This is a genomic window from Pseudomonas sp. LBUM1652, from assembly GCF_059716105.1.
In genome coordinates this window covers 5,595,724-5,609,019 of the sequence record NZ_CP166804.1, presented here as the reverse complement: position 1 = coordinate 5,609,019, position 13,296 = coordinate 5,595,724, and the positions used below count along the sequence as shown (strand labels likewise).

17 protein-coding genes are annotated in these 13,296 nt (G+C 61.5%); 13 read left to right on the top strand and 4 right to left on the bottom strand.

Annotated features, from left to right (window positions below):
- Positions 1 to 43 precede the first annotated feature (43 nt).
- A complete protein-coding gene (locus ACA069_RS25305; protein WP_497615442.1) occupies positions 44 to 400 on the top strand; it encodes a hypothetical protein in 357 nt (118 codons plus the stop codon).
- Positions 401 to 404: 4 nt separating this feature from the next.
- Here ACA069_RS25305 and trxA read toward each other — a convergent pair whose 3' ends face one another.
- Genes trxA through ACA069_RS25290 form a run of 3 tightly spaced genes read right to left on the bottom strand, consistent with a single transcriptional unit; the run spans position 405 to position 2,444 of the window.
- Positions 405 to 1,277: a thioredoxin gene (gene trxA / locus ACA069_RS25300; RefSeq protein WP_489879894.1), complete on the bottom strand. Its 873-nt coding sequence runs from the start codon at positions 1,275 to 1,277 to the stop codon at positions 405 to 407.
- Positions 1,278 to 1,308: 31 nt separating this feature from the next.
- Positions 1,309 to 1,983: a class I SAM-dependent methyltransferase gene (locus ACA069_RS25295; RefSeq protein ID WP_187678775.1), complete on the bottom strand. Its 675-nt coding sequence runs from the start codon at positions 1,981 to 1,983 to the stop codon at positions 1,309 to 1,311.
- Positions 1,980 to 2,444, bottom strand: coding sequence for a hypothetical protein (locus ACA069_RS25290; RefSeq protein ID WP_497615441.1), 465 nt, complete (start codon positions 2,442 to 2,444; stop codon positions 1,980 to 1,982). Before ACA069_RS25290 ends, ACA069_RS25295 begins: the two co-directional genes overlap by 4 nt.
- A gap of 128 nt (positions 2,445 to 2,572) precedes the next feature.
- On the opposite strand from ACA069_RS25290, the gene nrdR reads away from it, so the two are divergent.
- The 12 genes from nrdR to ACA069_RS25230 all read left to right on the top strand — a co-directional run bounded on the left by nrdR (position 2,573) and on the right by ACA069_RS25230 (position 11,391).
- Complete coding sequence (nrdR, locus tag ACA069_RS25285; RefSeq protein ID WP_007910946.1) at positions 2,573 to 3,037, top strand: transcriptional regulator NrdR; 465 nt, start codon at positions 2,573 to 2,575, stop codon at positions 3,035 to 3,037.
- Positions 3,034 to 4,167 carry a bifunctional diaminohydroxyphosphoribosylaminopyrimidine deaminase/5-amino-6-(5-phosphoribosylamino)uracil reductase RibD gene (gene ribD / locus ACA069_RS25280; protein ID WP_497615440.1) on the top strand — a complete coding sequence of 378 codons (1,134 nt, stop codon included), beginning with the start codon at positions 3,034 to 3,036 and terminating at the stop codon, positions 4,165 to 4,167. Before nrdR ends, ribD begins: the two co-directional genes overlap by 4 nt.
- Before the next feature lie 47 nt (positions 4,168 to 4,214).
- On the top strand, positions 4,215 to 4,877 hold the full coding sequence (locus tag ACA069_RS25275; protein WP_489879898.1) for a riboflavin synthase: 663 nt from the start codon (positions 4,215 to 4,217) through the stop codon (positions 4,875 to 4,877).
- Between the two features lie 16 nt (positions 4,878 to 4,893).
- Positions 4,894 to 5,985, top strand: a complete 1,092-nt coding sequence (gene ribBA / locus ACA069_RS25270) for a bifunctional 3,4-dihydroxy-2-butanone-4-phosphate synthase/GTP cyclohydrolase II (protein ID WP_187678779.1) — start codon at positions 4,894 to 4,896, stop codon at positions 5,983 to 5,985.
- Positions 5,986 to 6,076: 91 nt separating this feature from the next.
- Entirely contained in the window at positions 6,077 to 6,553 is a 477-nt protein-coding gene (ribH, locus tag ACA069_RS25265) for a 6,7-dimethyl-8-ribityllumazine synthase (protein ID WP_003228649.1), read from the top strand.
- On the top strand, positions 6,550 to 7,050 hold the full coding sequence (gene nusB / locus ACA069_RS25260) for a transcription antitermination factor NusB (RefSeq protein ID WP_489879899.1): 501 nt from the start codon (positions 6,550 to 6,552) through the stop codon (positions 7,048 to 7,050). Before ribH ends, nusB begins: the two co-directional genes overlap by 4 nt.
- A gap of 27 nt (positions 7,051 to 7,077) precedes the next feature.
- A complete protein-coding gene (thiL, locus tag ACA069_RS25255) occupies positions 7,078 to 8,043 on the top strand; it encodes a thiamine-phosphate kinase (RefSeq protein WP_497615439.1) in 966 nt (321 codons plus the stop codon).
- Positions 8,040 to 8,543, top strand: coding sequence for a phosphatidylglycerophosphatase A family protein (locus ACA069_RS25250; protein ID WP_007910933.1), 504 nt, complete (start codon positions 8,040 to 8,042; stop codon positions 8,541 to 8,543). Before thiL ends, ACA069_RS25250 begins: the two co-directional genes overlap by 4 nt.
- 37 nt (positions 8,544 to 8,580) lie before the next feature.
- Positions 8,581 to 9,318, top strand: coding sequence for a substrate-binding periplasmic protein (locus ACA069_RS25245; protein WP_187678783.1), 738 nt, complete (start codon positions 8,581 to 8,583; stop codon positions 9,316 to 9,318).
- Between the two features lie 239 nt (positions 9,319 to 9,557).
- Entirely contained in the window at positions 9,558 to 10,175 is a 618-nt protein-coding gene (gene ribA, locus ACA069_RS25240) for a GTP cyclohydrolase II (RefSeq protein ID WP_095188498.1), read from the top strand.
- Positions 10,172 to 10,591: an MFS transporter gene (locus tag ACA069_RS25235; protein ID WP_401270285.1), complete on the top strand. Its 420-nt coding sequence runs from the start codon at positions 10,172 to 10,174 to the stop codon at positions 10,589 to 10,591. Before ribA ends, ACA069_RS25235 begins: the two co-directional genes overlap by 4 nt.
- Positions 10,591 to 11,391 carry a cobalamin-binding protein gene (locus ACA069_RS25230; protein WP_401270288.1) on the top strand — a complete coding sequence of 267 codons (801 nt, stop codon included), beginning with the start codon at positions 10,591 to 10,593 and terminating at the stop codon, positions 11,389 to 11,391. Before ACA069_RS25235 ends, ACA069_RS25230 begins: the two co-directional genes overlap by 1 nt.
- A 15-nt stretch (positions 11,392 to 11,406) precedes the next feature.
- Here ACA069_RS25230 and ACA069_RS25225 read toward each other — a convergent pair whose 3' ends face one another.
- A complete protein-coding gene (locus ACA069_RS25225) occupies positions 11,407 to 13,293 on the bottom strand; it encodes a TonB-dependent receptor domain-containing protein (RefSeq protein ID WP_497615438.1) in 1,887 nt (628 codons plus the stop codon).
- Positions 13,294 to 13,296 lie beyond the last annotated feature (3 nt).

Here is a 13,296-nt window from a genome sequence, read left to right as displayed (position 1 = left end):
CCCGTGGGAGCATGCAGGTCAGAAATATGTGGGAGCGAACTCAATGTTGCGGATACGTGGAACCGTCGGCGACGTGCCGGTGGATTTGACGGTGGAACTGGATGACAGCGACTGGGCGAAGCTGGGCTCAGCCCTTGGCGATCAGCCGCATATCGCTCAAGCGGTGGCCGCTTCGGCGCCAGCGGCGAAACCGCTGAATCAGGACGATGCGTTGTGGCAGGCTGCCCGGAATTTGCTGCGCAAGGCCGGGCAACTCAGCGGGCCGGATCTGCTCGAACAACTGGAAGGCCTGACCGGCAGCGCAGGGGCAGGCAAACGCTTGCTGGTGCGGCTGCGGCACAGTTCGGATGTGAAAGTGGTGAGCGGCGGGGATACGCCGCTCTACAGCTGGATCGAGTAAACGCTTAGTACAGCGCGGCAAACAACTTGCGACGGTAGGCGGTCACCAGAGGGTGATCGTTGCCCAACAACTCGAACACCTGCAACAACGTCTTGTGCGGCAAACCTTCGCCGTAGCTGCGATTACGGATGAACAGCTTGAGCAAGGCATCCAGAGCCGCTTCGTATTGCTGACGAGCCAGTTGCTGAATCGCCAGTTGATACACCGCTTCATCGTCCTGCGGGTTTTGCGCCAGACGGGTTTTCAGGTCGGCAGCGTCCGGCAGGTCGCGGGCAAGGCCCAGGAATTTGATCTGCGCCTTCGCCCCGGCGAGCGCGGCTTTATGCTCATCGCTCTTGACCGCGTCGAGCACGGTTTGCGCTTCGTCCAGTTCACCGCGCTCGGTCAGGCAGCGGGCGTACAGGATCAATGCCTTGGCGTTGGTGTTGTCTTCGTTGAGCATGATCACCAGCGCGGCTTCGGCATCGGCGTAACGACCGTCATCGAACAAGGCCTGAGCCTGTTCGAACGGATCGGCAGCAGTCGGCGCCGGCATCTGCACATGGGGTTCGAGCAAGGCACGTACGGCGGATTCCGGTTGCGCGCCGGCAAAACCGTCGACCGGTTGACCGTCCTTGAACAGCACCACGGTCGGCAGGCTGCGAATGCCGAAGCGGGCCACGATGTCCTGCTCGATGTCACAGTTGACCTTGGCCAGCAGTAACTCGCCCTGATAGCTCTCGGCAATGCCTTGCAGCATCGGCATCAGCGCCTTGCACGGCGCACACCATTCGGCCCAGAAATCCACCAGCACGGGTTTATTGAAGGAAGCCTCGATCACCGACTGGTCGAAATCGGCAGTCGTGGCGTCGAAGATGTACGGCGTTTGTTGACTCATGGGGGATCTCTTTTAAGCGTCAATGAACGCACTATAAGGGGTGGCGCAAAAGATCGCGACGCGCGTGGTAAAGGCTCACATGCCGAAACTCTTCCGGCTCCGCCAGATCTGGCAAGGTCATCGCCTCAAGCATTTCAATGCGCTCATACAACGGATGGCGAAAATCCCGAACCCGCGAATCGGCCACCAGCGCTTCACGGCCACGGCTGAGAAACGCATCGAGCAACGGCAGATTCGCCCGGTCATACAACACATCAGCCACCAGGATCAGATCAAAGCGATCCGCTTCGGCGAAGAAATCCGTCGAATAACTCATCTGCACATCGTTGAGTTCGGCATTCGCCCGACACGCCGCGATCGCCAGCGGATCGAGATCGCAGGCCACCACTTCCAACGCCCCGGCCTTCACCGCCGCAATCCCGGCAATTCCCGAACCGGCGCCAAAATCCAGGACGCGTTTGCCGCGCACCCACTCGGGAAACTCGGCCAGATAACGGGCTACTGCCAGACCACTGGCCCAGCAAAAGCTCCAGTAGGGCGGCTCGTGCAGAATTCGTTGGGTTTCTTCCTGGCTGAATTCGCGCGCCATGTTGTCGCCGTCAATCAGCCACAACTGCAAATCGGTGTCCGGCAACGCACAGGCTTTCAGTCTGGCGTCGCCGAGCAGTTCACCCAACGCCTGTTGCAGGTCGAGCGGTGCATTCATGGTGCTTTGACGAATTGCAGTTGGCCCAATGCCTGAGTGGTCGGCTGGGTAATGGTTTGCGACGGCAGATGCAGGATCAACTGGCCAGACTGGCTGGCGCGGCCACGCAGTTCAACCCGCGCCCCGGCCGGGAAGGCCTCGGGGTTGAAGCGCACATGGAACGGCAGAATCTGGTTGTTGCCGATCAGGCTGGAACTGGCGAGCAATTGCTGCGGACGATCCTTTGCATCGATCACCAGTAGCGCCAGTTCGACTTCGGCACCGGCCGGCACACCTTGCAGGGTGCCACTCAGTTCGCGCTGATACGCCGGCAACGGGCCGAGGTTGGCGGCTTCCTTGGCTTTTTTCTGCGCCTGCTGTGGCGCCGGGCCTGGAGTGGGCGGCTGAGGCTTGGGCGCATCGCTGCTGCAGGCCACCAGCAGGCTTAAAAAACTGAGCAAAACGAGCGGACGTAACGACATTGGCAGCTCCGGCAAAATGAAATCCATGGATCAAACGATCATGCCAGTCTGTATACCGCAAACCCTATGGCTTGTCTTGCCACCGGGATGCGCTACCATGGCCCTCCCTTTTTTTGTTGCCAGCCACCATGCACTGTCCCTTCTGCGGTGCCAACGACACCAAGGTCATCGACTCGCGTCTGGTCGCCGAGGGCGAACAGGTGCGCCGCCGGCGTGAATGCCTGGCCTGCGGCGAACGTTTCACGACATTCGAGACGGCCGAACTGGTGTTGCCGCGCCTGATCAAAACCGATGGCAGCCGCCAGCCGTTCGACGAAGAAAAACTCCGCGCGGGCATGCAACGCGCCCTGGAGAAGCGTCCGGTGAGCGTCGAGCGCCTCGAATCCTCTTTGGTTCACATCAAGCACAAGCTGCGCGCCACCGGCGAGCGCGAGGTCAAATCCCTCGTGGTCGGCGAACTGGTGATGGCCGAGCTGCAAAAGCTTGATGAAGTCGCCTACATCCGTTTCGCTTCGGTCTACAAGCGCTTCCAGGACCTCAACGAGTTCCGCGAAGAGATCGACCGCCTCGCCCGCGAACCGGTGAAAGAATGACCAGCGCCGCCGAGCAGGCCATCCTCGACGCCCACTTCATGGCCCGCGCGCTGGAACTGGCGCGCAAAGGTCACTACACCACGCATCCTAATCCCCGGGTTGGCTGCGTGGTGGTGCGGGACGGGAAGATCGTCGGCGAAGGCTGGCACGAACGCGCCGGCGAGCCTCACGCTGAAGTCCACGCCTTGCGCGCTGCCGGTGAGCTGGCCCGGGGGGCGACCGCTTACGTCACCCTCGAGCCGTGCAGCCACCATGGCCGCACCCCGCCGTGCGCCGATGCGTTGGTCAATGCCGGCGTGGCTCGGGTGGTCGCGGCGATGCGTGATCCGAACCCGCAAGTGGCGGGCCGTGGCTTGCAACGTCTGGCCGATGCCGGCATTGCGACTGAAGGCGGCGTACTGGAAGCTGAGGCGCGCAAGCTCAATCAGGGTTTTCTGAAACGCATGGAACACGGCTTGCCGTTCGTGCGGGTCAAACTGGCCATGAGTCTCGACGGCCGCACGGCGATGGAAAGCGGCGAGAGTCAATGGATCACCGGCCCGGCCGCACGTTCGGCGGTGCAGCGTTTGCGCGCGCAAGCGGCGGTGGTGCTGACCGGCGCCGACACGGTGCTGGCTGACGGCGCACGCTTGACCGTGCGCGCTGATGAGCTGGGTCTGGATGCCGGGCAAACCGCACTGGCCATGAGCCGTCCGCCGCTGCGCGTGCTGATCGACGGACGCCTGCGGGTGCCGCTGGACGCGCCGTTCTTCAAGGCTGGCCCGGCGCTGGTCGCCACCTGCATGGCGGTCGAAGAGCAATACGCCAATGGCCCGGAATGTTTGATCGTGCCGGGTGATGACGGTCAGGTCGATTTGCATCAATTACTGATCGAACTGGCCAACCGTGGCGTCAACGAAGTGCTGGTCGAGGCCGGCCCTCGTCTGGCCGGTGCTTTTGCCCAGCTTGGTCTGGTCGATGAGTTCGTGATCTTCATCGCGGGCAAGTTCCTCGGTTCCACGGCGCGTCCGCTTTTGGATTGGCCGCTGAGCTACATGAAGGACGCTCCCGAGCTGAAAATCACTGAAATCCGCGCGGTTGGCGATGACTGGCGAGTCACTGCCATCCCTGTCCTTTCGGCGAGCGTATAATTCCCGGCCATCGCGTTAGCGCTGGCTTCGTTCTCAAGGAGAACCCCATGTTTACCGGCATCATCGAATCCATCGGCAGTATCCGTGCATTGACCCCAAAGGGCGGTGATGTGCGGGTGCATGTTGAAACCGGCAAGCTCGACCTGAGCGACGTCAAACTCGGCGACAGCATCGCGGTCAACGGCGTCTGCCTGACGGCCGTTGAGCTGCCGGGCGACGGCTTCGCTGCCGACGTCAGCCGCGAAACCCTCGACTGCACCGCCATGAACGACCTGAAAAGCGGCAGCCCGGTCAATCTGGAAAAAGCCCTGACCCCGACCACCCGTCTCGGCGGGCACTTGGTCAGCGGTCACGTCGACGGTGTCGGTGAAATCGTCTCCCGCGCTGATAATGCCCGCGCCGTGGAATTTCGCATCCGCGCACCGAAAGATCTGGCCAAGTACATCGCCCATAAAGGCTCGATCACCGTCGACGGCACGAGCCTGACCGTGAACGCGGTCGATGGCGCCGAGTTCATGCTGACAATCATCCCGCACACCCTGAGCGAAACCATCATGGCTTCCTACAAGCCAGGTCGCCGAGTGAACCTGGAAGTCGACTTGCTGGCGCGTTATCTGGAGCGTCTGCTCCTCGGCGACAAGGCCGCAGAGCCAAGCGCTGGTGGCATCACTGAAAGCTTTCTGGCCGCCAACGGCTATCTCAAATCCTGACCCAAGGGGGTGCCTTGTGGCGCTCAATAGCATCGAAGAACTGGTTGAAGACATCCGCCAAGGCAAGATGGTCATCCTCATGGATGACGAAGACCGCGAGAACGAAGGCGACCTGATCATGGCCGCCGAATGCTGCAAGGCCGAGCACATCAACTTCATGGCCAAGCACGCCCGTGGCCTGATCTGCATGCCGATGAGCCGTGAGCGCTGCGAACTGCTGAAGCTGCCGCTGATGGCGCCACGCAACGGTTCCGGTTTTGGCACCAAGTTCACCGTCTCGATCGAAGCCGCTGAAGGCGTGACCACCGGCATTTCCGCCGCCGACCGTGCGCGCACCGTGCAAGCGGCTGCCGCCAAAGACGCCAAGGCTGAAGACATCGTCAGCCCCGGCCATATCTTCCCGCTGATGGCGCAGGCCGGTGGCACCCTGGCGCGTGCCGGCCACACCGAAGCCGCTTGCGACCTGGCGCGCATGGCCGGTTTCGAGCCGAGCGGCGTGATCTGCGAAGTGATGAACGACGACGGCACCATGTCCCGTCGCACCGAACTGGAAGCCTTCGCCGCCGAACACAACATCAAGATCGGCACCATTGCCGACCTGATTCACTACCGGATGATCCACGAACGTACCGTTCAGCGGATTGCCGAGCAGCCACTGGACAGCGAACTGGGCCATTTCAACCTGGTGACCTATCGTGATTCCGTGGAAGGCGATGTGCACATGGCCCTGACGCTGGGCACCGTTTGCGCCGAAGAGCCAACACTGGTTCGCGTACACAACATGGACCCGCTGCGCGACCTGTTGATGGTCAAACAACCGGGCCGCTGGAGTCTGCGCGCCGCCATGACGGCGGTTGCCGAGGCTGGCAGCGGTGTGGTGCTGTTGCTTGGTCACCCGCTCGATGGCGACGTGTTGCTGGCGCACATCCGCGAAACCGCCGATCAGGCTGTGGTGAAAAAACCGACTACTTACAGCATCGTTGGTGCCGGTTCGCAGATCCTGCGCGACCTTGGCGTACGCAAAATGCGCCTGATGTCGGCGCCAATGAAATTTAATGCGATATCCGGTTTCGATCTGGAAGTTGTAGAATACGTGCCCTCCGAATAATGACCGGTTGTTTCCGGCCCTGATTTCGCGGCAAATAAATCACTGAGGGATGCGTAGCAAACGCGTCCCGGCTCTTTAAGAGATCTGACGAATGACCCTGAAGACCATCGAAGGTACCTTCATCGCCCCTAAAGGCCGCTACGCTTTGGTAGTGGGCCGTTTCAACAGCTTCGTCGTTGAAAGCTTGGTCAGCGGTGCAGTTGATGCCCTGGTTCGCCACGGCGTGAGCGAAAGCGACATCACCATCATCCGCGCACCTGGCGCCTTCGAAATTCCGCTGGTTGCGCAGAAAGTCGCCCAGAAAGGCGAGTTCGCAGCCATCATCGCTCTCGGCGCGGTCATTCGTGGCGGTACTCCGCACTTCGAATACGTGGCGGGCGAATGCACCAAGGGCCTGGCCCAAGTGTCCATGGAGTTCGGCGTGCCGGTCGCTTTCGGTGTCCTGACCGTTGATTCCATCGAGCAAGCCATCGAACGTTCCGGCACCAAGGCCGGTAACAAAGGTGCTGAAGCTGCCCTGTCCGCTCTGGAAATGGTCAGCCTGCTGGCGCAGTTGGAGGCCAAGTGATTAGCGACGAAAGCGATCGTTTCAACCCGCGCGAGCCACGTCCAGCGGACGCCGGCAAGCCTTCGAAAAGCGAGAAGCGCCGGGCTGCCCGTCAGTTGGCGACTCAAGCACTGTATCAGCGTCACATGGCCAGTACCTCGCTGAACGAAATCGAAGCGCAGTTTCGCGTCGATAACGATTTTACCTATGCCGATGCCAGCTACTTCCACGACATCCTGCACGGTGTTCCAGCGAGCCTGACCGAGATCGACGCCGCGTTGGCGCCGTGCCTGGATCTGACCATCGGAGAGCTCGACCCGGTTGAATTGTGCGTACTGCGCCTGTCCGCCTGGGAGCTGCTCAAACGTGTCGACGTGCCGTACCGTGTGGTAATCAACGAAGGGATCGAACTGGCGAAAGTCTACGGTTCGACCGACGGCCACAAGTTCGTCAACGGCGTACTCGACAAGCTGGCCCCGCGCCTGCGTGAAGCTGAAGTGAAGGCGTTCAAGCGCTGATCGGCGCTTGAATACTTTTTCTCAGTCATGGGCGAGTTTGAGCTGATCCGCAATTACTTCGCCGCCGCGCCCTGTGCGCAGGGCGGCGAAGGCGTTGCACTGGGGATCGGCGACGACTGCGCCTTGCTGGCAGTTCCTCCCGGGGAACAGCTGGCGATTTCCACCGATACGCTGGTGGCCGGTGTGCATTTCGCCGACCCCTGCGATCCGTTTCTGCTCGGTCAGCGCTCGCTGGCCGTCGCGGTCAGCGATCTGGCCGCCATGGGCGCCACGCCCGTTGCCTTTACCCTTGCCCTGACTGTGCCGACGGTGACCGCCGATTGGCTGCAAGCCTATGCCCGTGGTTTGAACCGCATGGCGCAGAGCTGCGGCGTGGCATTGGTCGGTGGCGATACCACGCGCGGGCCGTTGAGCTTGACCGTCACCGTGTTCGGCCGCGTCCCGGCCGGTCAGGCCTTGACCCGTAGCGGCGCGCAGCCGGGTGACTTGCTGTGTGTCGGCGGTGAACTGGGCAATGCCGCCGGTGCTTTACCGCTGGTATTGGGTCAGCGCGACGCCGCGCCGGACATCGCCCAGCCGCTGCTCGATCACTATTGGTCGCCGCAACCGCAACTGGCCCTCGGTCAGGCGCTGCGCGGTAAAGCCACGTCAGCGCTGGATATCTCCGATGGCCTGCTCGCTGACTGCGGGCACATCGCCCTGGCGTCGAAGGTGCGGCTTGAGATTGAACGCGAGCGCGTACCGTTGTCGGATGCTTTAGTGGCGTTTCTCGGCCAGCGCGGCGCCGAGCGCGCGGCGCTCAGTGGTGGCGATGATTACGTGCTGGCATTCACGTTACCGTCTGTCGAGTTGCCGGCGCTGCTGGCTGCCGGTTGGCCGATCCATGTGATCGGTCGCGTGGCAGAGGGGCAGGGCGTGGTGCTGCTGGATCGAGACGGCCACGACATCACCCCGCAAATCCGGGGTTATCAACATTTTCAGGAGACACCGTGACAGATCACCCGAAACAGGTTCCGGCCGAATTCGTTCCGCCGTCTGTCTGGCGCAATCCCTGGCATTTCCTCGCGTTCGGCTTCGGTTCGGGCACCTTGCCCAAGGCACCGGGCACGTGGGGCTCGTTAGTTGCGCTACCCTTTATCCCGTTGTGGCAGATGCTGCCCGACTGGGGTTACTGGCTGATGCTCGGGATCACCATGCTGTTCGGCTTCTGGCTGTGCGGCAAGGTCGCCGATGATCTGCGGGTGCACGACCACGAAGGCATCGTCTGGGACGAAATGGTCGGGATGTGGATCACCCTGTGGCTGGTGCCGGAAGGCTGGTACTGGTTGCTCGCGGGTTTTCTGGTATTCCGCTTCTTCGATATTCTCAAGCCTTGGCCGATTCGCTGGATCGACCGGCATGTCCATGGCGGCGTCGGCATCATGCTCGACGACGTGCTGGCCGGGGTGTTTGCCTGGCTGGCGATGCAGGGACTGGTGTGGATTTTCGCCTGACCCTGTGGGGCCCAGGCGTCAAGTGAGGTAACTAGGGATGGCTGGACGCTGGTTGGTGCTATTGGTTTTTGCCCTGCTGGGCACAGTGGCCAGTGCGCAGGAATCAGTGCCAGCGCCCTCGGTCATCCACCTGGCCAGCGAAGACTGGGAAGACTACACCGCCGCCGACGGCCATGGGCTGGGCTGGGATATCTTGCGCAAGGTGTTCGAGCCGGCCGGGGTGAAGCTGAATATTCGCACCGAGCCGTACACCCGTTCAGTGGGGCTGGCCCAGCGCGGCGAGGTCGATGCCTGTGTCGGCTCTTATGATCAAGAATTCAGCGAACTGCTTTATCCGCGCTGGAATTTCGACACCGACCACGTTTACGCGCTGGGCCTTGCCAGCAACCCGGCGCCGACGCCGGAAACCTTGGGCAGTTACCGACTGGCTTGGGTACGTGGCTACGACTATCAGAATTATTTGCCCAACGTGCGCGGCTATAACGAAGTCGTCCGGCGCACCGGGATTCTGTCGATGCTGACCCACAACCGCGCCGACTATTACATCGACGCGCTGACTGAGATCGACTATGTGCTCAGCCGGGCCAGGGATCCTTCGCAGTTCCGCACCACTCATATCGCTGAATTGCCGCTGTACCTGTGTTTCGCCAATACGCCACAAGCGCGGACGTTGATGGCGCTGTTTGACCAGCGCATGGAGCAGTTGGTGAAGAGCGGCGAGCTGAAGCCGGTATTCGAGCGCTGGAAGCAGCCTTATCCGTTTAGTTCGCCCTGACGCGAAACCCCTGTAGGAGCTGCGGCACGCTGCGATCTTTTGATCTTGATCTTAAAAATCAGGATCAAAAGATCGCAGCCTCGTTTCACTCGACAGCTCCTACAGCGGTCCATGTTGTCCGGGAGTCATCAAACTTTTTGATCGTTATGCCCGATAATTCAGCCTAAGCGTCTGTAGGAACCTGCTGTTACAATGCCGCCCAGCGAATCTTCAGACTTTTTTAGATCAGGAGCACACCGGTGCCTGTCGTTTTTGTCGCCGCTTCCAAGCTGCCAACGCCTTTTGCGCAATTCACCATGCATGGTTTTCTCGATGAAGCCACCGGCCGCGAGCACGTCGTGCTGAGCCTGGGTGATTTTGCCGACGGAGCCCCGGTACTCGGCCGATTGCACTCCGAATGCCTGACGGGTGATGCCTTGTTCAGCCAGCGTTGCGACTGCGGTTCGCAACTCGAGGGCGCGCTCAAAGCCATCGCTCGCGAAGGTCGTGGCGTCCTGCTGTACCTGCGCCAGGAAGGTCGCGGCATCGGTCTGTTGAACAAGATCCGTGCCTACGAATTGCAGGACGGCGGCGCCGACACCGTTGAAGCCAACGAGCGTCTTGGCTTCGCCGCCGACCAGCGCGACTACGCCATGTGCCTGCCGATGCTCGAGCATCTGGGTGTGAAATCCCTGCGTCTGATGACCAACAACCCGCGCAAGGTCAAAGCCTTGACCGACATGGGCATCGTCGTCGCCGAGCGCGTGCCGTTGCACACCGGCCACAACCCGCACAACAAACTGTACCTGGCGACGAAGGCCAGCAAACTCGACCACATGATGGGCAATGAGCATCAGGGCGAGGTAGACCGGGCGTGACTCGCGGTCAGGTGCGCCGTCGCCTCAGCGTCGACTGGTGGAAATACCTGACGCTGGCGCTGGTGCCGTTGTTCGTGCTCAACGCCGTGTTCGGTCAAAGCGAGGCGATCCTGCCGGTACTGGCGATGCCGTTCTTTATCGCTGGTGTTGCCTCAATGTTTGTCAGCCTGAAATTTTTCGGCCGCTACAAACATGCGCTGATCGCCACGCAAAAAGCCCTCGATACCCCGGATGAGCCGACTGCATGGATCGCGCTCGCGGCGCGGCGCCGAACTGCCTTTCTCGCCGCGGCGTTGCCGGCGTGGATCGGCGCATTGGCGGTATTCGTCGGCCTTGAAGCCGTACCGCTGATGTTGCTGGCATTGTCCACGGCGGTGCTGTTCTACCTCTACCGTATCCCGCGTCAACTCGGCTGATGCGCCGTCTCTGGCTGGCGGTTCTGCTGCTGGCCGTCAGCGGGTCGACGCTGGCCGCTCTGCGCGTGGTCAGTCTCGCGCCGTCTCTTTCTGAAATCGTCGTTGATCTGGATTCGGCCGATCTGTTGGTTGGCGTGCTGGATGCGGGCGATCGGCCTGCTGCGATTGCGAATGTTCCCTCAGTCGGTCGCTATGGCCAACTCGATATGGAGCGTTTGCTCAGCCTCAAACCCGATCTGCTGTTGCTCTGGCCCGGCAGTGTCGGCCCGGCGCAGCGTGACCAGCTCAAGCGGTTGAACATCCCGACTTACGTCGCCGAGCCGCATACGTTCGAACAACTCACCACGCAGATCGAAGACATCGCCGGGCAACTGGGGCGCCCGGAACGTGGGGTGCAACGTGCGGCGGATCTTCGTAGAAAACTCGACGGCCTGCGCCAGCGCTATCGCCGGGATACGCCGCTGAAAGTGTTTTATCAAGTCTGGGACAAGCCGCTCTATACCATCGGCGGTGGGCAGATCATCAGCGATGCGCTTGAGGTGTGTGGTGCGCGCAATGTCTTTGGCGACCTGAGCCTGCCGGCACCGCAAGTGAGTGTCGAAGCGGTGTTGCAGCGTGATCCCGAGGTCATTCTCGCAGGTGATCAGGCGCAGCTTGAGGCGTGGAGGGCTTGGCCGCAGGTGGCAGCGGTGAGGCAGGGGAAACTGCTGTTGGTCACCGATAAAGGCCTCGAACGGCCGAGCGGCCAAATGATCGCCGCCACCGCCAAGCTCTGCCAAGTGATCGCGCCAGACAAATAATCCCTACAGGGGATTTCAGCGCAGCTCAGGCGTCCAGGTCACCCCAAACATCCACGCCCGACCTTCCTCACGATAGCCATACTGACTGCCGTCGTAACTGTAGTTCGCCCGGCTGTAACCCTTGTCCAGCAAGTTATCGACCTTCAGATCCAGCTTGATCTCGCGGTTCAGCGCCCAGCTGCTACGCAGCCCGAGCGTGCCGTAGCCACCCAGTGGCTGAGTGTTGTTCAAGTCGTCGTAACTGGCGCTGACTAATTGCCAACTCGCGCCGAGGCTCAATCGATCGAACTGACGGTCCATATCCCAACTGGCCGTACGCCGTGCCCGTCGCGCCAGGGTGTGACCTGTATCACGATCACGCGGATCGATAATCGCCACGCCAAGATTGCTCTGCCAGCCAAACAGCTCCTGCTTCAGCGCTGCTTCAAAGCCATTGATTCGTGCCGAGGCCACATTCTCCGGCCGCGAGTTGCTGCCGAAGATAATCGCGTCTTCCAGATCGGTGCGGTACAGCGAAGCTTCCAGTCGAGCGCTGTCACTCAACTGGCTGCGCCATTGCAGTTCGTAGCTCTTGGAGGTTTCCGGCTTCAGGTTCGGGTTGCTGAAGTCCGGGTAGTACAGGTCATTGAAGGTCGGCGCGCGGAAGCCCTCGCTGTAGCTCAGCAGCAAATCGTTGTCCGGGTTCAGCGGCAGGGTGAACGTGCCGCTCCAGGTGTTCTGGCTGCCGAATTGCTGGTTGTCGTCGTGGCGCAGGCCCAGCTCCGTGGAGAAGCTGTCGGCCTGATAGCGATGCTGGATAAACGCCGCGCGGTTCCAGCGGCTGTCCTCGTCGAAGGCGGTGCTGCTGTTGACTCGGTCTTCATACCAGTCTCCACCGAGAATCAGGCTGTTGCGCGCGTCCAGGGTCAGGTCGTTCTGCCAGTTCACCGAGTCGCGGTAGGTGTTGAACACCGTGCGCTCGTCGCTGAGCTTGTCGAGGGTCTTCTCGCGGTTTTCGCTGTGGCCAAATTCGACGCGGGTTTTCCAGAGGTCGTTGACCCGAGCATCGACGTAACTGCTGATGCTGCTGACGTTGAAATCGCTGTACGGCTGCTGCTGCACCGACTCGAAGGTGGTCATGTCGAAGCGCCCGAACGGGTTGTCGAACTCGCTCTTGCCGCTATTATCCAGCAGGTTGGCGCCGACTTCGATGTCATCGGTCAGCGCATGGCTGAGGCTCAGGCTGACGGATTTGTTGCGGTAGGCGTCATGATCGCCGTCGCTCGGATACGACGCGTGGGTACGGTCGAGGCCGGCGGTTTCATCGAGGCTGGCGCCAAGGTTGAAGCGGGTTTTGTCATCGCCACCGGACAAACCGAGACTACGTTCCCAAGTCTGGTTGCTGCCGAAGCCGACGTGCAGGCGTGGCTGCAGACCTTGTTCACTGCCGCGCCGGGTGAAGATCTGAATCACCCCGCCAATCGCATCGCTGCCGTAAATCACCGAGCGCGAGCCGCGCAGCACTTCCACGCGCTCGATCTGTTCGATGTTCAGGTGTTGCAGGTTGCTGTCGCCGGAAGTGGAGCTGCCGATGCGCTGGCCATCAATCAGCACCAGGCTCTGCGCCGATTGCGTGCCGCGAATGTAGATCCCCGGCAGACTGCCGCGCCCGCCGGCCTGCGCGACCTGAACGCCCGGCACCCGGCGCAGCAGGTCCGGCACGTCGCTCGGTTGCAGGCGGTCGATGTCTTCGCGGGTGAACACAGTGTTGGCGGCGCTGCTGTCGTTGCGTGCTTCGACCTGGCGGTTGGCGGAGATCAGCGTGTCCGGCAGTTTCAGGGCCTGATCGCGTTCGAAGGTGTCGGCGAGGGCGCTGGCGGTTGGCAGCAGAAGGAAGGGCAGGGCGAGGCGCGGGAGGTACATGGC